Here is a 21,519-nt window from a genome sequence, read left to right as displayed (position 1 = left end):
GCCGCCACCGACGCCGGCGATGTGATCATCGCCGAGAAGCCCGGCGTGGTGGAGGAGGTCTCGGCCGACTACATCACCGTGCTCAACGACGACGGCACCCGCATCACCTACCGGGTGGCCAAGTTCAAGCGCTCCAACCAGGGCACCTGCTTCAACCAAAAGCCCATCGTGGCCGAGGGCGACCGGGTGGAGACCGGCCAGGTCATCGCCGACGGCCCGTGCACCGACCAGGGCGAGATGGCGCTGGGCAAGAACCTGCTGGTGGCGTTCATGCCCTGGGAGGGCCACAACTACGAAGACGCCATCATCCTGTCCCAGCGGCTGGTCCAAGACGACGTGCTGTCCTCCATCCACATCGAGGAGCACGAGGTGGACGCCCGCGACACCAAGCTGGGCCCGGAGGAGATCACCCGGGACATCCCGAACGTGTCCGAGGAGGTGCTGGCCGACCTGGACGAGCGCGGCATCATCCGGATCGGCGCCGAGGTGGTGCCGGGCGACATCCTGGTGGGCAAGGTCACCCCCAAGGGGGAGACCGAGCTGACGCCGGAGGAGCGGCTGCTGCGGGCCATCTTCGGGGAGAAGGCCCGGGAGGTGCGCGACACCTCGCTGAAGGTGCCGCATGGGGAGTCCGGCAAGGTCATCGGGGTGCGGGTGTTCTCCCGGGAGGAGGGCGATGAGCTGCCCCCCGGTGTCAATGAGCTGGTGCGGGTGTATGTGGCGCAGAAGCGGAAGATCACCGATGGGGACAAGCTGGCCGGCCGGCACGGCAACAAGGGCGTGATCTCCAAGATCCTGCCGGTGGAGGACATGCCGTTCCTGGAGGACGGCACCCCCGTCGACATCATCCTCAACCCGCTGGGGGTGCCCGGCCGGATGAACGTCGGGCAGGTGCTGGAGACGCATCTGGGCTGGATCGCCGCCCAGGGCTGGGACATCAGCGAAGTGGAGGAAGCCTGGGCCGGCCGGCTGCGCGAGAAGGGCTTCGCCCAGGTCGACTCGCGCACCAACGTCGCCACCCCGGTCTTCGACGGCGCCGGCGAACAGGAGATCATCGGCCTTCTGGGCAACACCCTGCCCAACCGCGACGGCGACCGGCTGGTGCTGCCCAGCGGCAAGGCCATGCTGTTCGACGGCCGCACCGGCGATCCGTTCCCCTATCCGATCGCGGTCGGCTACATCTACATGCTCAAGCTCAACCATCTCGTGGAGGACAAGCTCCACGCCCGGTCGACCGGCCCGTACTCGATGATCACCCAGCAGCCGCTGGGCGGTAAGGCGCAGTTCGGCGGGCAGCGCTTCGGCGAGATGGAGGTGTGGGCGCTGGAGGCCTACGGCGCCGCGCACGCCCTGCAGGAGCTGCTGACCACCAAGTCCGACGACGTCATCGGCCGCGTGAAGGTCTACGAGGCCATCGTCAAGGGCGAGAACATCCCAGAGCCCGGCATTCCCGAGTCCTTCAAGGTGCTCATCAAGGAGATGCAGTCGCTGTGCCTCAACGTCGAGGTGCTCTCCAGCGACGGCATGTCCATCGAGATGCGCGACACCGACGAGGACGTCTTCCGCGCCGCGGAGGAGCTCGGCATCGACCTGTCCCGGCGTGAGCCGAGCAGCGTCGACGAGGTCTGACGTGCGGGCGCCGGCCCGCGCCGTCATCGGCCGCCGTCGTCGGCGTGGCCGGGACGGATGAGGCGCAGCGCCCGGTCCGGGTCTCCGGAGCGGGCCACGGCGCGGGACACCTCGGCCAGCGCCCACTCCCTCAGCTCCGGATCGGGCAGGGAGCGGGCCAGGCCGAGCGCCCGGGTGAGATCGCCGGCCCGGGCCAGGGAGACGGCGACGGCGGCCGTGGCCGCCACCTGTGAGTCGGCGCAGTCGGCGGCGAGGCCGAGGGCGTGGTCGTGCCGTCCCATCGCGGACAGCGCTTCGGCCACGTCCACCGCTGCCTGCCCGGGTAGGGGGACGCCTTCGGCGGCCAGCCGCTTGATCGTCCGGTCGGCCTGGCGGACGTCACCGGTCACGGCCCACGCCCGCGCCAACCGCGCCAGGAGCCGGATCCGCGGCTCGGGGCCGGTCACCGAGGCTGAGATCGCGTTGGCGTGGAGGAGCACCTGCGAGACGGTCTCCGGCCGGGCGCCCGCGGCGGCGTAGGCCTCCCCCACCGACGCCACCGTGCCGCACTGCTCCAGCGGATCGGCGACCTCCAGCGCCACCTGAAAGGCGCGGTCGAGCCGCCCGGACGCGACCAGGACCTCGGCCAGCGCGCCGGGGGTGCCCGAGGCCGCGGCCTCGGCCTGGCCGAGCACCTCGGCCGCCTGGTCGAGCCGCCCGACCGCGAGCAGCGACTCCACCAGGTCCCGCAGCAGCCGGTCGTGGTCACGGGAGTCGGCGACAGCGCGGGCGGCGGTCTCGGCCTGCCGCAGGAGCGCGAGGGCCCGGTTGAGGTCTCCCGCCCGCGTTCGCGCCTCGGCCACCGCCAGCAGCGCCTTCGCCCGCGGCGCCGCCTCCTCGATGGAGCGCGCGACGGATTCGGCCTCGTCGAGCCGCCCGGCCTGGGCGTGCCCGGCGGCCACCCGCTGCAGCGCCCATGCCCGCCGGTCCGGGTCCGGAATCATCGGGGCCCTCTCCTGCGCCTGGTCGAAGGCGCCGACGTCGCACAGCGCCCGCACCAGGTCCGGCCACGGCGACGGCCAGCGGCCCGCGGCGATCGCGTCGGCGCGGTCGAGCAGGCCCGCCCGCCCCAGCGCGCCGGCCAGGAGCCGCCAGGCCTCGTGGCGCTCCTGTTCCGCGTAGAGGGTGTGGACCAGCTGCTCGGCGCGGTGCAGCAGCTCGCCCGCCCGCTCCCGGCGGCCCGCGTGGACCATGGCGTCGGCGAGCTCCACCAGGCCGTAGATGTGCCGCATGTCGTCGGCGCCGTGGACGGCCAGAGCAGCGGCGGCGGCCTCGTCCAGAACCTCACCGGCGCGTACGGCATGCCCGGCCTCGGCCATCGATCGCGCCACCCGCGCCAGGGCCTGCTCGCGCCGGAAGCGGTCGGTGATCGCGCGGGCAAGGGCCACGGCGCGGTCAAGCCTGCCGGCCTGCGCCAGCGTGGCCGCGACATCGGCCGGCAGGTCGCTGTCCGGGTCCGCCGGGGCGGGGACGCCGTCGAGCACCTCCGCCGCCTGGTCGGATCTGCCCAGCTGGACCAGCAGCCGGGCCAGGGCCACGCGGGCGGCGCCACGCCAGCCGTTCCCCTCGATGGCGTCGACGGCGGCCAGGGCCCGGTCGAGCTCTCCGCGTTCGGCCCAGGCGAGGGCGAGGGCCCGCAGCTCGCCCTGGGGGGCGTTGGGGTAGGTGATGGCCCGGGCCACCGTCTGGGCGCGGTGGAGCAGCTCCGCCGCACGGTCGGGATCGTCCATCGCCAGGGCCGCCGCCCGCAACGCCCGGCTGCGGTCGGAGGGCTCGGCGATGTGCTCGGCGACCTCCAGGGCCTCGGCCCCGCGCCGGGACTCCGCCAGCGCCTCGGCGACGAGCAGCAGGGCGATGCCGCGCCGCAGCCGGTCGGTGACGAGGAAGCGGGCCGTGGCGCGGGCCTGGTCGAGCCGGCCGGCCCGGATGAGGCTCCGCACGAAGGCGTCCCATCCCCAGCTGGGATCGGGATCCCGGCCGGCCACCGTCACCGCGCGGTCGACGTCGCCGGCCATGACCAGCGCCCCGGCCAGTGCCCTCAGGCCCGTCGGGGACAGATCGCCGTCGTCGACGGAGGCCAGTACGGCTCGGCCCGGCCGCCCCGCTCGGGCCAGCGCGCCGGCCACCGATCCGAGCGCGCCGATGCGGTCCTCTGTCCGCCCGATGGCGTTCGCCGCCCGCAGCGCCTGATCGACCGGGCAGACCACGGCCATGCCCTCGGCCACCGCGATCAGGGAGCGGATCCGCTCCCGCGGGCCGGTCGTGCCGTGGGCGATCCGTAAGGCGCGGTCCATCGCCTCGGCGGCGCCGTCGATGTCGCCGTTCAGGGCCAGCACCTCGGCGGAGGCTCCCAGCGTGCGGATGCGCACGACCGATGGCGGGATCTCCACAACTTGAGCATAGTGACGACCGATGTGTCCGTCCCGGGCTGCTTTCCCCGGCCTCCTTTCCCGGGCCTCCGCCGTACGGCACGATGAGGTCGGGCCTGGCGGAGGCCGGTGTGTTCCGGCTTGGCGATGGATGGCGTTATGGCTGCGACCGAGATGGTGCTTGCCGGGTTGGCGGTCGGCGTCGCGGCGGCGGTCGTGGCGTGGCGCGGGCTGGCGAGGGCTCGGCTGCTGGCCGAGGCGCGGCGGCATCGCTCGGCGCTCCAGTCCTGGTCAGGTACGGCGCGCTACTGGTTCGATCGCGAGCGAGAGAGCTGGAGTCCGGAACCCGGCGCGGCGATGGCGGCCAAGCTGGAGGAGCTCGACCGGCGCAGGTCCGAGATCGTCGCGCTGCGGCCCGGCGACCCGGCCCTGGGCGAGGCCGCGAGCCGTCTGGGCCGCGCCTACGAGAGCTTCGGCGCCCTGGCCAGAGCGCTGTCGGAGTGCGAGACCGCCGCGTCCAAGCCGCGCCCGGACATCGACGATCTGCTCGCCGTACCCCCGGCCGATCCCGCATCGACGAGGCGGCCGCAGCCGCCGGGAAGGGCCGCGAAGCCGGGAAAGGCGGCCAGATCGAGCGGCGGCCGGTGTGGCGGCCGAGGCGGCGGCAACCCTCCGGGCCCGGCCGCCGTCGCCCGCCTCGGCGCCCGGCTGGAAGAGCTCGACGAGCGCCGCACCCGGCTGGTCCAGCGGATACGGGACTCCTCGCCGGACACCTGGGCGAAACTGGCCGGCAGCGCCACGGCGCTGGCCGCCGACTACAAGCGGCTGAGCGCGGACGCCACCCGGGCCTGGGAGCTGATGTTCCCCGACCGCGCCGCCGCCAGGGCCGCCGAGGACAGCGCGCTGTTCCAGCACATCCTGGACGACATCCGCCGCCGGAGCCAGGCCTCCCGGCGCGCCGCGCCCCCACGGCCGGACCGCACGCGCGGCCGTACTCCCCGGGAAGACCACATTCCTGGAGAAGACTCCGGCGATGACCGCCGTGGCGCGGACCTTTGACGTCCGTGCCTGATCAGGCGGTCCAGTCGGGCAGCCAGAAGTCGCGTGGGCCGTCGCTGCCGCGGATGAGGGCCTCGCAGAAGAGCCGGATCCTGAACTCGCCGCGGAAGCGTTCCATGGTGACGGCGATCGTGGTCTGCGCGGGCTCCCCGGTGGCGGGCAGGCGATGGCTGCGGTGGACGGGGCCGTCGACGGCGAACGACCGCCGGTCTCCCACGGTCGTGGTTTCTATGACGATATGTCCGGACATCGGCGGAAACGGGAGCGTCAGGTATTCGACGGTGGGCTCGGTGCCGGTGACGGTCGCCCGCCACGTCTCGCTCGCCGGCCGCCGAGGGGACAGGACGCGCAGGGCCTCCAGGCCGCGGCCCTGTGTCGCCTGGCGGACGTGGAGGTCGAAGCCGTGGGCGACGAGGAGTTCGCGGATCTCGGGCAGGGCGCTGGAGTCGTAGCAGTTCCAGCCGTCGTGATGGACCCGGTTGGGATCGGCGCCGCGGGAGAGGAGGAAACGGGCCACCTCGGCCTGCCCGGACTCGCAGGCCACCAGGAGCGCGGTCGTCCCGGTGCGGCCGCCGTCCTGGTCCACGTCCCATCCGGAGTCGGCGAGCTCGGCGAGGGCCGCCAGATCGCCGCGCCGCACCAGCCGGGCGATGGCGCCGAAGTCCATGCCGTCGTCCACGACGTCACGCTAGCCCCTGCGAGCCGTCCCGATACGAGACCCGATATGAGATTCGTCATGGGCGGACCGTGCGGAAGCGCATGCGAACTGGTGACCGCCCGCACTGCTGCGGAGCCGTACGGGACCGGACGCTGGACACATGACGAGATTCCCTCTGCTGTACGGCGTCGCGCTGGCGTCGGCGCTCGGGCTGGTCCTCGCCGCGGGTTCCGCGGCCGGGGCGACTGTGGCGCCTGTCCGGGCCGAGTCCGCAACCGGCCAGGCCCAGCCGGTCCGGCTCACGCTTCCGGCGCCGACCGGCCCGCACCGGATCGGCACGGTCGCCCTCCACCTGGTCGACCGTTCGCGCCGCGACCCGTGGAAGCCCGGCAAGCCCGTCCGGGAGCTCATGGTCCAGCTGTGGTACCCGGCCAAGGCGGTCGCCGGGTATCCCCGGGCGCCATGGCTCTCGCCGGGTGTGGCGGCGCTCGTCCTGCGCGGCCTTCCCGCCGGTGCCGTACGCCTGCCGGACACGCACGGACATGTCGGGGCACCGGTGGAGCGGCGGCGCGGCGGACGGCCGGTGGTGCTCTTCTCGCACGGGTTCGGCGCCGACCGCGCCTCCAGCACCGCGCTGGTGGAGGACCTGGCCAGCCACGGCTACGTGGTGGCGGCCGTCGACCACACCTACGACGCGGGCGCGGTGGAGTTCCCCGGCGGGCGGCTGGAGACCCATGCCGCGAGCCCGCCGCCGCCGAACTTCGACGATCCCTCGGACCCGGTCGCCACCAAGGCGGTGGCCGCCCGCCAGGCCGACGTCCGGTTCGTCCTGGACCGGCTGACCGCGCTCGACCGCGGGCACGACGCCGGCGTCGGCGAGCGGTCCCTGCCCAAAGGGATGAAGGGCGCGTTCGACCTGTCCCGGGTCGGCATGTTCGGGCACTCGCTGGGCGGCGCCACGAGCGCGGCCGCGATGCACGCCGACGCGCGGATCAAAGCCGGCGCCAACCTGGACGGCGGGATGTTCGGACCGGTCCTGCGGGCAGGGCTCGACCGCCCGTTCCTGCTGGTCGGCTCCTCGGAGCACGGGCGCCACAACGACCCCGGCTGGGCGGCCCTGTGGCCGCGGCTGCGCGGCTGGCGGCTGGAGCTGCGCCTGCAGGGGGCGGGACACTCCTCGTTCACCGACCTGCAGGTGCTGCTGCGGCAGCACCCGATGGGGCTGCCGCCCGAGCAGGTCGACGAGATGATCGGCGGCATCGGCGGGCCCCGTTCTGTCCTGGTCCAGCGCACCTACCTGCGGGCGTTCTTCGACCGGCACCTGTCGCACCGGCCGAGCCCGCTGCTCGACGGGCCGTCCCCGCGCTGGCCCGAGATGCGGTTCCCGGCGTAACGTCCCGGTGAGTGCGGATGAGGAGTCGGTTGCGGGAGTGGCGGCGGCGAGGTCAGGCGGAGCGCTTCGACCTGTGGATCCGCGTGTCCTCGTTCGGGATGTTCGCCGCGGAGCCGGTGCTCGCCGCCGCCATGGTCGGGCCCGAGGTCGGTACGCCGGCGCTGTGGGCGGTGGCGGCCGGCACCGCCGTACACGCCGGCGCGTGCCTGCTGCTGGTGCGCGCCGGGCTGGACCGCTGCCTGGCGCAAGACCGCGACGGGGCCGGACCCCCGCCGGTCGGGCTGATCGCCCTCGCCGCCGCGCTCACGGTGGCGGGGGCCGCGATCGGCGCGCTGGCGTATCCCGGCCCGACGCCCGGCCAGCCGGACGGCCCGGCCTCGGCCCTGCTGATCGTCCTGGTCGTCGCGTTCGTGACCGCACTGTCGGCGGCGGTGCCGCTCCCGGTGACCATGGGCGCCATCGTGGCGGGAGGCGCGGCCAAGCTCGCCGTGTCCGGCTTGGAGGGCGCGCCGGCGGACGCGGCGATCCCCGCAGCGACCGCGCTGTGCGGCCTCATGCTCGCCGTGGTGCTCGCCTTCCGCAGCTCGGTCAAGACGCTGCGGCTGGTCTGGGAGCTGGAGCGGGCCCGCAGGACCCAGGCGCGCCTCGCGGTCGCGGAGGAGCGCCTGCGCTTCGCCCGGGACCTGCACGATGTGATGGGGCGGAACCTGTCCATCGTGGCGCTCAAGAGCGAGCTCGCCGCCCAGCTGGTCAAGCGGGAGCGGCCCGGGGCGGCCGAGGAGATGCTCGAGGTGCGCCGGATCGCGCAGGACTCGCTCGCCGAGGTGCGTGCGGTCGTGCGCGGGTACCGCACCGCCGACCTGGACACGGAGCTCGCGGGCGCGCGTTCGGTGCTCGCCTCGGCGGGGATCCGGTGCGAGGTGCGCGGCGACGGGTACGGCCTGCCCGCCGACGTGCAGCGCACGCTCGGCTGGGTGGTGCGGGAGGGCACGACGAACGTGCTGCGGCACAGCGAGGCACGGGTGTGCACGGTGTCCCTGCGCCGCGTGCCGGACGGCGACGCCGGGCGGCTGATGCTGACCATGGAGAATGACGGGGTGGCCGGTCCGCGCGGGGAGCGGCGCGAGTGGACCGGCAACGGCCTGCCCGGGCTCGCCGAGCGGTTGGCGGCCGGCGGCGGCAGGATCGTCGCCGGGCACGAGCCGCCCGACCGGTTCCGGCTCACCGCCGAGCTGCCGCTGCCCGCCGTCGAGCAGGAGGACCTTCGATGACCGCCGAGGCGATCCGCGTCCTGCTCGCCGAGGACGAGCACCTCATCCGCGGCGCCCTCGCGGCGCTGCTGGCCCTCCAGGAGGATCTGCACGTGGTGGCCCAGGCGGCGACGGGCGCGGAGACGCTCGCGATGGCCCGCGCCGCCCGCCCCGACGTCGCCGTGCTCGATCTGCAGTTGCCCGACATGGACGGCGTGACCGTCGCCCGCATGCTCCACGAAGGGCTACCCGAGTGCCGCACGATGATCGTCACCAGCCACGGCCGTCCCGGGCACCTGAAGCGGGCGCTGTCCTCGGGGGTTCGCGGGTTCCTGTCCAAGACCGTCACCGCCGACGTTCTGGCCGAGGCCGTACGGACGATCCACGGCGGGGGCCGCTACGTCGACCCGCGGCTCGCCGCCGAGGCGATCAGCGCGGGCGACAGCCCGCTGACCCCGCGCGAGGCCGACGTGCTGGAGCTGGCCGCCGAGGGCATGCCGGTGGAGGAGGTGGCCCGGCGGGCGTCGCTGTCACCCGGCACGGTGCGCAACTACCTCCACTCGGCGGCCGGCAAGCTCGGGGCCGCGAACCGGCATGAAGCCGTGCGCATCGCCCGCCGTTACGGCTGGATCTGACCCCGCGGCCGTCTGTACTTCGCGCCGGGGCAAGGTAGTGCTGCGTGCGCCGATGAGTTTCGCCGCTCCCGCCGGTCTATAGGGCAGGCATTGACATCCTCCCCCGCTTGAAGGGCGGGGGATTCCAACCCATCCCCCTACGCGGGCAGGAGGACAGGTTGAGGTTCGCGGTTCACAGGCCCGGCAACCCGGTCGCCTCCCCGCGCATCCACCGCATGCCCTGCGGCGGCCATCCGGATGTTGCGGGCCGCGTTCACATCGGCGTTGCCGGCGTAGCCGCAGGACCGGCACCGGAAGCGCATTTGGCTCTCACGCGCCTGCCGGTCCACGGTCCCGCACGCCGAGCACCGCTGGCTCGTGAAACGCGGGTTGATCTTCACGATGCGGCCGGGAGCCTTGTGCTCCAGCCGCTCCACCAGCCGTCCCCACCCGGCCGCGAGGATGCCCCGGTTCAGGCCCGCCTTGGCGCGGACGCTCCGGCCGGGCGCATCCATCGTGCCCTTGGCCGAGCGGGTCATGGCCGGGATGTTGAGGTCTTCGACGGCGATCACGTCGAACTGCGACGCCAGGCGGGTGCTGGTCTTCTCGATCCAGTCCTTGCGCCGGTCGGCCTCGCGGGCCTTCAGCTTCGCGATGGCGGCCTTGACCTTCGCCCGCCGGTTGCTGCCGCGCTGGGCACGGGCCAGTTTCCGCTGCAGGCGGGCCAGCCGTACCGCCTCGGTCTCGCGCAGGCCGGGCACGGACAGCAACTCGCCGGTGGACAGCGCGGCCGAGACAGCGACGCCCCGGTCCACGCCCACGCTCTCGCCGGTCCCGGGTGCGCCGATCGGCGCCGGTGCGGCGGCGAAGGCGACATGCCAGCGGCCCGCCCGGTCGCGGGTGATCCGGTAGGACTTCACCCCCTCGGGTACGGCACGCGACCAGCGGAACCGCACCCACCCCACCTTGGGGACCTTCACCTCGCCGACGTTGCGGGACAGGCGGCGCACATCGGCCGGCTTGACGGCGACGATGCGGAAGCCCTCACCCCGCCCGGCCTTGCGCCACGTGGGGCGGCGGTGGGTGCCGTTGAAGAAGTTGGCCATGGCCTGGGCGAAGTCCTTGAGCGCCTGCTGCTGCACGATGATCGACCCGGCGCGCAGCCAGTCGAACTCGGCACGGGCTTCGGTCAGCTGGCGGCACTGCTCGGCGAACCCCGGCGCGCTTTTTCGTCCCGGCTTCCAATGCTGGTGCTGCTCGACGGCGAGGTTCCACACGAACCGGGCATGCCCGCAGTGCTCCAGCAACGCCTGCTCCTGGGCAGGCGTCGGCTGGAGACGGTAGCGGGACATGCCGATCAATCTACCGACCGGCACCGACAAAACCAGGAGATCAGCATGTCCGGCCGTTCCGGCTTTCCTCCCCGCCCTGAAGGACGGGGCCTCCAGCCTGCAGGTGCCCGGTGAGCAAGGAGCGATCATATGACCGAGCCCAAGACCTACACCCTCGAAGTGCCCGGGGCCGTCCTCACCTACGACGTCCGCGAGGCCGAGGCGACCACCGAGCCGGTCCTGCTGATGATCGGATCGCCGATGGACGCCGGCGGGTTCGCCAGCCTGGCCGGGCATTTCCAGGACCGTACGGTGGTGACCTACGACCCGCGCGGGGTCAGCCGGAGCAGGCGGACCGACGGTTCCATCGAGTCGACCCCCGAACAGCACGCCGACGACCTGCACCGGCTGATCGGCGCGCTCGGCGGCGGGCCGGTGGACATCTTCGCCAGCAGCGGAGGCGCCGTCAACGCGCTGGCGCTGGTGGCCCGGCACCCGGAGCAGGTGCGGACGCTCGTGGCGCACGAGCCGCCGGCCATCGAGGTCCTGCCGGATCGGGAGAACGCGCTGGCGGCGACCGTGGACATCCACCGGACATACCAGCGGGACGGCTTCGGGCCGGCGATGGCGAAGTTCATCGCGCTCACCAGCTGGCGGGGCGAGATCCCGGCCGACTTCGCCGATCGGCCCGTGCAGAGCCCGGCCGAGCTGGGCCTGCCGACGGAGGACGACGGCTCCCGCGACGATCCGCTGTTTGGCCAGAACATCACCGCGGGCACGCGCTACCAGCTCGACTTCGAGGCGCTCCGCGCGGCCTCGACGCGCGTCGTCGTCGGCGTCGGCGCCGAGTCGGAGGGAGAGCTGGCGCACCGCGCGGGAGTGGCGGTCGCCGAACGGCTCGGCATGAAGCCGGTCGTCTTCCCCAGCCACCACGGCGGCTTCCTCGGCGGTGAGTTCGGCTGGGCGGGCGACCCGGACGCCTTCGCCGTGACGCTGCGCCAGGTCCTCGCCGGCTAGGGCCGCCGCGGTTCCTGGACCTCGGAGGGCCGGTCGGGGGCCGGTCCTCCGGGCTTTTCCGTCAGAGAGACGGAGGTCACCGGTAGACGACGGTGTCTTTCCCCTTGCCGGGATACACCATGATCAGCAGCTCGACGGCGCCGTCCGGAGGATCGGGCTGCTGGTAGACGAGCTCGCGGCCGCGTAAGTGGACACGCACCCGGTACGCCCCGGGACCGCCCGAGGTGAGATCCGGCAGGCTCTTTCCTGACATGTCGGTGATGACGAGCGAACCCGTCGGGCTCTCGTAGGCGACGTCGACGACCTCGTGCCAGCCCTTCGTCTGCAGCGGCGGCCGCCTGGCGTAAGACTCGCCCGTCACGCAGGCGAATCCCACCTCGTCGGCGGCCCAGACGGACAGCACGCCCGGCGCGGTGCCGACCAGCTCCTCGATGAGAGTGGGCGCGGTGGCCCCGTAGCCATCCTCCCGCGCGTCGATCGTCCAGAACTCCGTCCACATGGTGGCGGACGCCTGCCGTACCGGCTTGATCCTGGGCCGGTGCCTCGGGCGCGCGGCGCAGGCCCGTTCCATCTCGGCCACGTACCGCTCCTCTTCCTCCCGTTGGCGCTGCGCCTCCGCCTCCTGGGCGCGGGCCACCGGAGGGCACAGCCTCGGCAGTGCCGAGGTCAGCGACGCATGCGGGGCATCCCGTACGGCTGGCGCGTTCACGTCGCCGCCGTGGCGCGTGGCCAGGTCGCACAGGTGGCGGCCCTGGGCCAGCACGATCCGGTCGGGCACGCCCTTCCACCTCTCGACGGCGGGGTCGTCGGAGGCGTGGCGGCGTACCTGGCACAGGAAGGACTTCTCCGCCTCGCCGAGTCCCGTGACGGTCCCGTCGCCGAACCTGCCGCAGTCGAGTTCGCGCTCCGTGCTCACCTTGCCGGGAGGGGTGGCCTGTGACGGGAGGAGCAGCACGGCGGTCGCGGCCACGACGGCGGCCAGCGCGCGGGCGGGGCGGCTCCGCCGTACGGGCAGCCGCCGGGGATCCCGGACGGCGTGCAGGATCAGGAGCGGGGGAACGAGGGAGTACAGGCCCATGCCGACCGTCCAGGTCAGCATGTCCGGCGGGCCCCAGGGATCCAGGCAGCCCGGGTCGAGCGCCGCGTCGACCGTGAGCAAGACCAGCTGGGGAAGGCAGAACGAGAGCAGCGTCGCGGCGGCGGAGCGGGCGGCGATCCGGCCGGCGCGGGCGCGTCGGATGCGGATGCCGATGTGCCAGGCGGCGAAGGCCAGGAGGATCAGGGGCGCGCCGCCGTACCAGAAGAGGGGGAAGTCGAGGACGGCCCACACCGGCTGCTCGATGAAAAGGTAAATGGAGTGGCCCGGGCAGGAACCGCCGGAGACCGCGGAGAAGTACAGCTCGTCGCCGGTCTCGGACCAGAGCCAGTCGTACAGGCCGGGACCCGCCGCCCAGGCGAGCGCCGTCCCCCAGAGAACCCATGATCGGCGGGACACGGGGGTGAACATTACCTGTCCAGAAATATGCCCGGAAATGTCGCCGGACGGCCTCCGATCATCCTCACGCGGCATCGGGCTTGGGGGTGGCGATGACGACGTAGCGTTCGTCGTGGACGGGCCGGCCCCACAGGCTCGGGTCGGTGAGCTCCGCGTGGTGCGTCACGCGGGCCAGCGGCCGCAGGGCGTCGATCACCTGGGCGGCCGTCGCCCCGCCGTACCACGGCAGCGCCGGGGAGCCGGGAGCGTAGGCGTCGCCGCCGGATGTCCCCCACCGGCCTTCGACGAGCACCAGGCGGCCGTCCGGGCGGAGCAGGCGCAGCCATCGGCGAAGGGCCTCGTGCGGGGCCGGGAGGGTCCACAGGAGGTGGCGGACGAGGAGCACGTCGAAGGACGCGCCGGGGGTGAAGGGCGGGTCGGCCGCGTCGCCGACGAGGAAGGGTACGGCATGGCCGGCGGCGGAGAGCTTGCGCCGGGCGAGCCCGATCATGCGCGGCGAGAGGTCGAGGCCGATCGGGCGGTGTCCGAGCCGGGCCAGGAGCAGGGTGAGCGATCCCGTGCCGCAGCCCAGGTCCAGGATGTCGGACGGCTCCCCGGGGAGCCACTCGGCGAGTCGCCGGGTCCAGGAGGCGCGCACGCCGGGGTCGCGCAGACCGTGGTCGGGCTCGTCGTCGAAGGAGGCGGCGCAGGCGTCCCAATGGGCGGCGATGGGGGTGAGATCGGCTTCCGGCATGGCCGGGACTCTGCCAGACGGCACCGACGAAAGCCGTCTGGGACTCTGCCGGCCGTACGTCGTGGCCGACGTGACCGCCCGCGCGCTCCAGAGCCGGGGTGAGGCGGTGCCGGATGGCCGGGCGGCCCGGCGTCCGGTCGCCGTCCGCCCACCACGGCGTCGTCATCGGCACGAAGCCCGGCCGGCGGGGCGGCGCCGTCTCGTCGCGTTCCAGCAGTAGGCGTCGAAGGCCGAAGGGTCGGCCGGCGCCTCGGGGTCGACGTCGGTGACGAACCAGGGGACCGGGTGGTCGCGGTCCGCGTGGAACTCGGCGATCGCCGACAGGAAGGACTCCCGAAGCCGGGCGGTGGGGGCGATCAGTTCCGGCACACCCCCATGATCCGTCACGCCCCGGCGAACTGTCGGTCCCGTCGCGTAGCCTCCCGGCGAAAGGAAGGGGGACCGCCATGGCCGAGGCGAGCGCCGGGTACGACCTGGAGGTCTACGAGCTGGAGTTCGAGGACTCCTTCGCGGGCGACCAGCTCGACGAGAGCCGCTGGGTCCCCTTCTACCTGCCCCAATGGACCACCCGCGAGGCCGCGGCGGCCCGCTACGAGCTGTCCGGCGGGTGCCTGCACCTGCTGATCGAGGAGGACCAGCCGCCCTGGTCTCCCGAGTTGGAGGGGCCGCTGCGGGTGTCCTCGCTCCAGACCGGGGTCTTCGCCGGGCCGGTGGGCAGCACGATCGGGCAGCACGGGCGGGGATCGCGGGCCGTCGTGCGCGAGGAGCAGCGCAACGTGCGCCTCTACACCCCGCACTACGGCCTGATCGAGATACGCGCCAAGGCGGTCGCCGATCCCCGGTGCATGGTCGCGCTGTGGATGATCGGGTATGAGGACCGGCCGGAGCGGTCGGCCGAGATCTGCGTGTGCGAGATCTTCGGCAGGGACGTCGGAAAGCACAGCGCGAAGATCGGGATGGGGGTCCACCCGTTCGGCGACCCGGAGATCGCCGACGACTTCACGGCCGAGACCGTGCCCGTCGACGCCACCGGGTTCCACGTCTACGCGGCCGAATGGACGCCCGATCAGGTCGCCTTCTTCGTCGACGGCCGGCGCGTCAGGACCGTGCGCCAGTCGCCGGGCTATCCGATGCAGCTGATGCTCGGCATCTACGAGTTCGAGCCGGGAGGCGACTACCCCAAGCGGTTCACGGTCGACTACGTGCGCGGGTATCGACCACGTCAGCCGGGCAGCGTCTCCCCGCCGACGGGCGCGAGGATCTCCCCGGTGTAGTACGACGACAGCCGCTCGGCCGCGAAGAAGACGTACGACGGCGCGATCTCGTCCGGGTCGGCCGCCCGCTTCATCGGCACCTGCTCGCCGAACTTCTCGACCTTCTCCGCCGGGAACGTCGAGGGGATGAGTGGCGTCCACACCGGTCCCGGCGCGACCGCGTTCACCCTGATGCCCCGGTCGACCAGCGCCTGGGCCAGCGAGTAGGTGAAAGCGTTGATGGCGCCCTTGGTGGCCGAGTAGTCGATGAGCGTCTTGTTGCCGCGCAACCCGTTGATCGAGGAGGTGTTGATGATCGCCGAGCCGCGCGTCAGGTGCGGCAGGGCGGCCTTGGTGATCCAGAAGTAGCTGTGGATGTTGGTCGCGAACGTGTTCTCCCACTGCTCGTCGCTGAGCTCCTCCAGCGACTGGACCGGGGCCTGGGTGGCGACGTTGTTGACCACGACGTCCAGCCCGCCCAGCTCGCCGACGGTCTGCTCGACCACGCGCACGCAGTGGTCCCGGTCGGACAGGTCGCCGGGCAGCAGCACGCACCGGCGCCCGGCCTTCTCGACCAGCTCGCGGGTGTGGTTGGCGTCCTCGTGCTCGGTCAGGTAGGCGATCGCGACGTCGGCGCCCTCCTTGGCGAAGGCGATGGCGACGGCGCGGCCGATGCCGGAGTCGCCGCCCGTGATGAGGGCCCGCTTGCCGGCCAGCAGGCCGCGGCCCTCGTAGTCGCGCATCTCGTCGCGCGGCTCCGGCGCCATCTCGCCGGTGCTGCCCGGGTACGGCTGGGTCTGCGCCGGTGGTGTCGTGTTCGGTTCCTGTGGCATGCACCCCGCGTACCCGTGGGTACGGCGAGCTAACGGTCCGGGTTGAGCCGTTCGCTCCCCCTATCCCATCCGAACGCCCGTTCGCCTACCCAGGCGGGCTAGGAAGATGCCTCCCGCAGCAGACCCTGCTCCACCACCGCGTCCAGCAGCAGCTCGCGATATCCGGCCGCCTCGAACAGCACGGTCACCCGGTCCTGCTCCCGGCTGATCACCTCACCCGGCCCCCACAGCCGGTGCTCCACTCGCGCGTGCACCGCGAAAGGCCCCCCACCCGTGACCCGTTCCCTGGCGCTGCCGGTACGGCACGCGTCGCAGTTCCCGCACGGCTCTTTCAATTCCTCACCGAAGTACGCCAGCAGGAAGCGCCTGCGACAGTCGTCGATCTCGGCGTAACGGCGCATCATCTCCAGCCGCGTCCGCTCGACGGCCTGCCGCCGCTCGCTCAGCGTCCGCGCCTCCTCGGCGGCGGCCCGGGGGTCGGTCCCCGCCACGGGCGACACCTTCCGGTGGCCCAGCCGTACGGCTCCCACCCGCTCGAGCAGGTCCAGCAGCGCCGTGAGGCGGCGGGGCGGCAGGCCCGTGCGCTCCCGGAGGGTCTTGCGGTCGACCTCGCCGGTCACGGCCGCGGCGACCCGCTCCAGCGCCTCCACGTCGGGCAACCCGCCGCTGAAGAACCGCTGCAGCGACAGGTCCTCGGGCCGGTAGAGCAGCACCGCCTCGGCGGGCTCGCCGTCCCGGCCGGCACGGCCGATCTCCTGGTAATAGGCGTCAAGCGAGCCCGGCACGGCCGCGTGTGCCACGAACCGCACGTCCGGTTTGTCGATGCCCATGCCGAACGCGCTCGTCGAGACCACCACGTCGATCTCGCCCGCCATGAAGCGCGCCTGGGTGCGGTCCCGTTCGCTTCGCCGTACGCCCGCGTGGTAGGCGGCGGCCCGCAGGCCCGCCTCGGCCAGCACCCGCGCCAGCTCCTCGGCCCGCCTGCGCGTGGAGGTGTAGACGATGCCGGGAAGCCGCTGCTCCCGCACGATGTCGAGGGCCGCCTGGCCGGGGCCGCCGGTGGGCCTGCGGACCGACAGGGCGATGTTGGGCCGGTCGAAGCCGCGCACGACCTGGAGCGGGTCGCGCATGCGCAACCGTTCGACGATCTCCTCGCGCACGGGCGGGGCGGCGGTCGCGGTCAGCGCGGCGATCACCGGGCGGCCGAGGGCTTCGGCCACCTCGCCGAGCCGCAGGTAGTCGGGACGGAAGTCGTGGCCCCAGGCGGAGACGCAGTGCGCCTCGTCGACGACCATGAGGGACGGCCGGGCCTCGGCCAGCTCGCGGACGACGTCCGGCCGGGCGAGCTGTTCCGGCGAGCAGAACAGGAACTCGGTCTCGCCGGCGCGCAGGGACTCGAAGGCCGCCGACCGATCCCGGGCCGCGGTGGAGCCGTCGACGCTCACCGCGTCCTCGTCGAGCTCGCGAAGCGCCCGCACCTGGTCCCGCTGGAGAGCGATGAGCGGGGAGACCACCAGCGTCGGGCCGGGGAGCAGCAGGGCGGAGACCTGGTACACAGCCGACTTGCCGCTGCCTGTGGGCATCACCACGAGCGTGTCGCGGCCCTGGGCAAGTGCGGCCATGGCCTCCAGCTGGCCGGGCCGCAGCCTCTTCAGTCCCAGCGCCCTGCGCGCGGCCCGCGCCGAGCGGGCCTTGGCGATCGCGTTCCGCATCCCGCCTCCTCCTCCCGGAGGCGTGGCGGCCCCGGGAGCACCCCTCTGCCCCGAAAGGGGCCCAATCACCCGTGGCGACCTTGCGTGCCAGCGGCAGGATAGTTAATTCTTAAGAAGGTTTACTTTTAATTTCACGTTCACCCCCAGGAGCCAACGTGCGGAAGAGATTCATCGCCGCCACCGCCGCGGCCACGGGAGCGTTAGTCCTGCTCCCCGCCGGCGCCGCCAACGCCCACGGCAGCATGTCCAACCCGCCCAGCCGCGTCTACACCTGCTGGAAGGAAGGCCCCGAGACGCCCGGCTCGGCCGCCTGCAAGGCCGCCGTCGCCGCCAGCGGCACCCAGGCCTTCTACGACTGGAACGAGGTGTCGCTGCTGGAGGCGGGCGGCAGGCACCGCGAGATCATCCCCGACGGCAAGCTGTGCAGCGCGGGGCGGGAGAAGTACCGCGGGCTCGACCTCCAGCGCGCCGACTGGCCGGCCACCTCGGTGCGGCCCGGGTCGTTCACGCTGACCTACCACGCCAGCGCCCCGCACTCCAACAGCAACTTCGAGTTCTACATCACCCGCGAGGGCTGGAACCCGACCATGCCGCTGAGGTGGTCGGACCTGGTCCACATCAGGACCTTCACCAACCAGAACCCCACGACGTTCACCAACTGGACGATCAACCTGCCGCAGCGGACCGGCCGCCACATCCTGTACTCGATCTGGCAGCGCGTGGTCGGCAGCAACGAGGCCTTCTACACCTGCTCCGACATCGACTTCGGCGGCGGCGGCACGCCCAGCCCGAGCCCGACGCCGACCCCGACGTCGAGCCCCACGCCCACCCCCACCCCGACACCGACCCCCACGCCGACCTCGTCCCAGCCGAGCGGCACCTGGCAGGCCGGCACCGCCTACAAGGCCGGCGACCGCGTCACCTACAACGGCGCGACGTATGAGTGCATCCAGTCCCACACCGCGATCCAGGGCTGGGAGCCGCCGAACGTCCCGGCGCTATGGCGAAGGCTCTGACAGCGCTGCTGGCGGCCCTGCTGCTCACCGGCTGCGGCGGGGCCGCCGCCCCCGCGCCCACCGAGGCGGTCGACGCCGACGACGTGATGTTCCTGCAGATGATGATCCCCCATCACCGGCAGGGCATCCAGATCGCCCGGCTGGCGCGCGAGCGGGCGACCCACCCCGAGGTGAGGACGCTCGCGGCGGCCATCGAGACGACGCAGGACGACGAGGTCGCGAGGATGAGCCGCTGGCTGTACGAGTGGGACCAGCCGCTCACGGCCGCCTCGGACGCGCACGCGGGTCACGAGGTGCCGGAGACGGACAAACGGCAGATCGCGGCGTTGCTGACCTCCAAGAGGTTCGACCGGGACCTGCTCAACGTCCTCATCGCGCACCAGGACGAGGCGGTCCAGCTGGCGGCGGCGGAGCAGGTCAACGGCGCGAGCCCCAAGGTGAGGGAGTGGGCCAGGCAGGTCGAGCAGTCCCGCAGGGGCCAGATCGCGCTCATGCTCGACCTGCTGGAGGAACTTCCCTAGCATCGCGTCCTATGATCACTCGCGCGTTAGCCGGCGCCGCCGCGGCGACCGTCCTGCTCGCCGCCCCCGCCGCCGCCTACCCGGTCAAGGGCGTGCCCGAGCTCACCCACAACGACCTCTACAAGGTGGGCAAGCTGCCCAAGGTCGCGTGCAAGCTCGAGAAGGGCACCACGAAGGCCTCGACGGTCAGGTACCTCACCAAGCTGGTGGACTGCTTCAACAAGGCGTGGAAGCCCGCCGTCCCCGACTACCAGCCGGTCGAGGTGGAGATCAAGGACAGGTACGAGTCCCACTGCCACACAGGCGTCAAGATCTCCGGCTCGTTCGCCGCCATCTGCGGGACGCAGATCGAGATCCAGCTCGGCGCCGACTGGATCAAGGCCAAGAACGACCTGCCGATCGTCATCCAGGTCGCGGACGCCTTCGCCGGGGTCGTCCAGGGCCAGACCGGCATCGGGGAGGCCTACTGGGGGATGCCGAACGACGCCGACGAGAAGCAGCTGGAGGAGCAGTCCCGCCGGTTCTCCATGCAGCAGGACTGCCTGGCCGGGGTGGGCGTGAAGGCGTTGGGCCGCACCGCGAAGAACTGGAAGCCCTTGCTGCGGGCCGAGACGCCGCAGCCCGTCGACGAGTACTACCGCAAGTGGTTCCCCACCAAGCCGACGGCCAACGAGCTGTACTGGTTCACCCGCGGCTACAAGACGGGCGATCCGGGGGCGTGCAACACCTGGAAGGCGCCGGAGGCTAAGGTCGCCTGACGAAGCCGGTCAGCGCCTTCTCGTAGCGGGCCGGGTCGACGTTCCACGATCCCGTGTGGCCGCCGCCGCTGGTCTGGACGAGCGTCACCAGATCCGGCCTGGCCTTGGCGAACGCCAGGGCGGGCGCGACCGGCACCGAGTTGTCGGTGGAGTCGGCGAACAGCAGCACCGGCGTCTTGAACGAGCGCGCGTGCCGTACGTGGTCCAGCTCGTCGAAGTCCAGGCCGGTGCGCAGCTCGATCACGAGCATGCCCACCGAGGCCAGCCACTGCGGCACGCCGCGCTGGGTGGCGCCGAGGCGGATGGGGGAGCGCCAGTCCAGGACCGGGCTGTCCAGGATGAGCCCCTTGACGGGCGCGCCGGGCAGGCGCCGCGCGGTCATGGCGGCGATGCCGCCGCCCATCGACCAGCCGTAGAGGTAGACGTCGGAGGCGCCCTGCGAGCGGGCCCAGGCGATGGCCCGCTCGACGTCCCGCCACTCGGTGTCGCCCAGGTGGAACTTGCCGTCCTCGCTGGGCGGCGCGCCCTCGTCGTTGCGGTAGCTGATGGCCAGCACCGGCATCCCCAGCCTGTGGAAGACCGGCACGACGCGGAGCGCCTCGGCGGCGTTGGCGTTGCGGCCGTGGACGGCGACGACCCAGGTCCGCGAGTCGCCGTCGGTGAGCCAGGCGGGATAGCCGGAGATGTCGACCTTCTTGTACGGCACGCCGACCGCGGACAGCGGATCCTCGTGCCCCCACATCCAGCGGTCGAAGTACGCGCGCACCCCTACGCGCAGCTCGCCCCGCCGTACCCGCACCACGGCACGGGTGACCGTGCCCGGGCCGGCGGACACCACCGGGCCGAGCACGGCGTTGCCGCCCGCCCAGGTCAGCCCGTAGGTCCCGGGAGCCGCGGTGTCGTCGCCGCCGCGCAGGGTGACCGTGCCGCCGGACACGGCGGTCACCTCCAGCGGATAGGAGCCGCCGCGGGAGGGGTCGATGACCAGGCCGGAGTAGTACCAGCCGGCGCCTCCCACGGCGAGCAGGGAGACAACGGCGAGGATCACGGCTAACCATCCCAGGACCCGTTTCATGGCTGAAGCATAGACGTAGCGTTCATCAGGTGATTAGATGACTTGATATGTCGCACAGTGAAGTGGCGCGGCCGACCCTGTCCGATGCGCTGACCGAGCGCATGCTGGAGCTCATCCGCGAGGGCGGCCACCGGCCAGGGGACAGGCTGCCCTCGACCAGGGAGCTGTCCCAGCGGTTTGCCGTCACCACCCCGACGCTGCGCGAGGCCCTGCGGCGGCTGGAGGCGACGGGCGCGATCGAGATGCGCCACGGCTCGGGGATCTACGTGGGCGCGGCGATCGAGCGGGTCGTCCTGCCCAACCCCAACGTCCGCGAGATCCACGGAACCCAGCTGCTGGACCTGCTGGACGCCAGGATCCTCATCGAGCCGCCGCTCGCGGCCCGGGCGGCCACCGCCGCCGGCGAGCAGGACCTCTCGCGGCTGCGGCGCCTGCTGGAGGAGGCCGCCCGCTACCTGCGCGGCCACGACGCCAGGCTGGCCGAGGTCAACATGGACTTCCACCGGTCGGCGGCCAGGGCGGCCGGCAACGGGGTGCTGGCCGAGGTGGTCGACTCGCTGCTGACGGTCCACGCCTCCGAGCAGCGCGAGATCCTGCGCATCTTCGACGATCGCCGCCGCGACTACGAGGAGCACCTGGCCATCCTCGAGGCGATCCAGGACCGCGACGCCGACGCCGCCGGCGAGCTGATGAAGGCCCACCTGATCGACGTGAAGACGGTCGTCGAGCGGAACCTCTCGTAACACAGCCTCTCGTGACAAAGC

At 72.8% G+C, this 21,519-nt stretch carries 20 protein-coding genes; 11 read left to right on the top strand and 9 right to left on the bottom strand.

Going from position 1 to position 21,519, the window contains the following annotated elements:
• The coding region (locus BSB02_RS12085; protein ID WP_476756180.1) for a DNA-directed RNA polymerase subunit beta at positions 1-1,629 on the top strand (1,629 nt) is incomplete at its 5' end.
• 23 nt (positions 1,630-1,652) lie between these two features.
• Here BSB02_RS12085 and BSB02_RS12080 read toward each other — a convergent pair.
• A complete protein-coding gene (locus BSB02_RS12080) occupies positions 1,653-4,058 on the bottom strand; it encodes a tetratricopeptide repeat protein (protein WP_143590518.1) in 2,406 nt (801 codons plus the stop codon).
• A 138-nt stretch (positions 4,059-4,196) separates the two neighbouring features.
• Here BSB02_RS12080 and BSB02_RS12075 point away from each other — a divergent pair, with 138 nt between their 5' ends.
• Positions 4,197-5,096 carry a hypothetical protein gene (locus tag BSB02_RS12075; RefSeq protein ID WP_084958837.1) on the top strand — a complete coding sequence of 300 codons (900 nt, stop codon included), beginning with the start codon at positions 4,197-4,199 and terminating at the stop codon, positions 5,094-5,096.
• Positions 5,097-5,109: 13 nt separating this feature from the next.
• On the opposite strand, the gene BSB02_RS12070 is transcribed toward BSB02_RS12075, so the two are convergent.
• Positions 5,110-5,775 (bottom strand): ankyrin repeat domain-containing protein, encoded by a 666-nt coding sequence (locus BSB02_RS12070; protein WP_084958836.1) that lies wholly within the window; start codon positions 5,773-5,775, stop codon positions 5,110-5,112.
• A 139-nt stretch (positions 5,776-5,914) separates the two neighbouring features.
• Between BSB02_RS12070 and BSB02_RS12065 the strand changes: the two genes are divergently transcribed.
• From BSB02_RS12065 to BSB02_RS12055, 3 genes are read left to right on the top strand one after another with little or no spacing between them, the layout of a single operon-like run.
• Positions 5,915-7,147 (top strand): alpha/beta hydrolase family protein, encoded by a 1,233-nt coding sequence (locus BSB02_RS12065; RefSeq protein ID WP_084958835.1) that lies wholly within the window; start codon positions 5,915-5,917, stop codon positions 7,145-7,147.
• A gap of 17 nt (positions 7,148-7,164) precedes the next feature.
• On the top strand, positions 7,165-8,418 hold the full coding sequence (locus BSB02_RS12060) for a sensor histidine kinase (protein WP_206184637.1): 1,254 nt from the start codon (positions 7,165-7,167) through the stop codon (positions 8,416-8,418).
• Positions 8,415-9,032: a response regulator transcription factor gene (locus BSB02_RS12055; RefSeq protein WP_084958834.1), complete on the top strand. Its 618-nt coding sequence runs from the start codon at positions 8,415-8,417 to the stop codon at positions 9,030-9,032. The genes BSB02_RS12060 and BSB02_RS12055 overlap by 4 nt, the downstream gene beginning before the upstream one ends.
• 137 nt (positions 9,033-9,169) lie before the next feature.
• On the opposite strand, the gene BSB02_RS12050 is transcribed toward BSB02_RS12055, so the two are convergent.
• Complete coding sequence (locus BSB02_RS12050; protein ID WP_084958833.1) at positions 9,170-10,363, bottom strand: RNA-guided endonuclease InsQ/TnpB family protein; 1,194 nt, start codon at positions 10,361-10,363, stop codon at positions 9,170-9,172.
• 129 nt (positions 10,364-10,492) lie between these two features.
• Between BSB02_RS12050 and BSB02_RS12045 the strand changes: the two genes are divergently transcribed.
• Positions 10,493-11,359 (top strand): alpha/beta fold hydrolase, encoded by an 867-nt coding sequence (locus tag BSB02_RS12045; RefSeq protein ID WP_084958832.1) that lies wholly within the window; start codon positions 10,493-10,495, stop codon positions 11,357-11,359.
• 76 nt (positions 11,360-11,435) lie between these two features.
• Here BSB02_RS12045 and BSB02_RS12040 read toward each other — a convergent pair whose 3' ends face one another.
• From BSB02_RS12040 to BSB02_RS12030, 3 genes are all read right to left on the bottom strand, one after another.
• The gene (locus tag BSB02_RS12040; protein WP_143590516.1) at positions 11,436-12,854 is read right to left on the bottom strand and encodes a hypothetical protein; all 1,419 of its coding nucleotides are present in this window, start codon (positions 12,852-12,854) and stop codon (positions 11,436-11,438) included.
• 64 nt (positions 12,855-12,918) lie between these two features.
• The gene (locus BSB02_RS12035) at positions 12,919-13,587 is read right to left on the bottom strand and encodes a class I SAM-dependent methyltransferase (RefSeq protein WP_084958830.1); all 669 of its coding nucleotides are present in this window, start codon (positions 13,585-13,587) and stop codon (positions 12,919-12,921) included.
• Positions 13,588-13,749: 162 nt separating this feature from the next.
• Positions 13,750-13,956, bottom strand: a complete 207-nt coding sequence (locus tag BSB02_RS12030; protein WP_084958829.1) for a hypothetical protein — start codon at positions 13,954-13,956, stop codon at positions 13,750-13,752.
• Between the two features lie 77 nt (positions 13,957-14,033).
• Between BSB02_RS12030 and BSB02_RS12025 the strand changes: the two genes are divergently transcribed.
• On the top strand, positions 14,034-14,861 hold the full coding sequence (locus BSB02_RS12025; RefSeq protein WP_084958828.1) for a glycoside hydrolase family 16 protein: 828 nt from the start codon (positions 14,034-14,036) through the stop codon (positions 14,859-14,861).
• On the opposite strand, the gene BSB02_RS12020 is transcribed toward BSB02_RS12025, so the two are convergent.
• Positions 14,810-15,607 carry an SDR family oxidoreductase gene (locus BSB02_RS12020; RefSeq protein ID WP_240506374.1) on the bottom strand — a complete coding sequence of 266 codons (798 nt, stop codon included), beginning with the start codon at positions 15,605-15,607 and terminating at the stop codon, positions 14,810-14,812. The genes BSB02_RS12025 and BSB02_RS12020 overlap by 52 nt on opposite strands.
• A 164-nt stretch (positions 15,608-15,771) precedes the next feature.
• Positions 15,772-17,385, bottom strand: coding sequence for a RecQ family ATP-dependent DNA helicase (locus BSB02_RS12015; protein ID WP_084958826.1), 1,614 nt, complete (start codon positions 17,383-17,385; stop codon positions 15,772-15,774).
• Between the two features lie 155 nt (positions 17,386-17,540).
• Here BSB02_RS12015 and BSB02_RS12010 point away from each other — a divergent pair, with 155 nt between their 5' ends.
• Genes BSB02_RS12010 through BSB02_RS39520 form a run of 3 tightly spaced genes read left to right on the top strand, consistent with a single transcriptional unit; the run spans position 17,541 to position 19,680 of the window.
• Positions 17,541-18,401, top strand: coding sequence for a lytic polysaccharide monooxygenase (locus BSB02_RS12010; protein WP_206184636.1), 861 nt, complete (start codon positions 17,541-17,543; stop codon positions 18,399-18,401).
• Positions 18,386-18,922: a DUF305 domain-containing protein gene (locus BSB02_RS12005; protein ID WP_084958825.1), complete on the top strand. Its 537-nt coding sequence runs from the start codon at positions 18,386-18,388 to the stop codon at positions 18,920-18,922. Before BSB02_RS12010 ends, BSB02_RS12005 begins: the two co-directional genes overlap by 16 nt.
• A gap of 11 nt (positions 18,923-18,933) precedes the next feature.
• A complete protein-coding gene (locus tag BSB02_RS39520) occupies positions 18,934-19,680 on the top strand; it encodes a neutral zinc metallopeptidase (RefSeq protein ID WP_143590514.1) in 747 nt (248 codons plus the stop codon).
• Here BSB02_RS39520 and BSB02_RS11995 read toward each other — a convergent pair.
• Positions 19,667-20,755, bottom strand: a complete 1,089-nt coding sequence (locus tag BSB02_RS11995; protein ID WP_084958823.1) for an alpha/beta hydrolase — start codon at positions 20,753-20,755, stop codon at positions 19,667-19,669. The genes BSB02_RS39520 and BSB02_RS11995 overlap by 14 nt on opposite strands.
• A 47-nt stretch (positions 20,756-20,802) precedes the next feature.
• Between BSB02_RS11995 and BSB02_RS11990 the strand changes: the two genes are divergently transcribed.
• Positions 20,803-21,498 (top strand): FadR/GntR family transcriptional regulator, encoded by a 696-nt coding sequence (locus tag BSB02_RS11990; RefSeq protein ID WP_084958822.1) that lies wholly within the window; start codon positions 20,803-20,805, stop codon positions 21,496-21,498.
• Positions 21,499-21,519 lie beyond the last annotated feature (21 nt).

Origin of the sequence: Thermoactinospora rubra, assembly GCF_002093975.1 — a bacterium.
GTDB classification, from domain to species: Bacteria; Actinomycetota; Actinomycetes; order Streptosporangiales; family Streptosporangiaceae; genus Nonomuraea; species Nonomuraea rubra_A.
The sequence above is the reverse complement of the archived record's forward strand: the minus strand, read 5'-3'. Positions and strand labels throughout refer to the sequence as shown.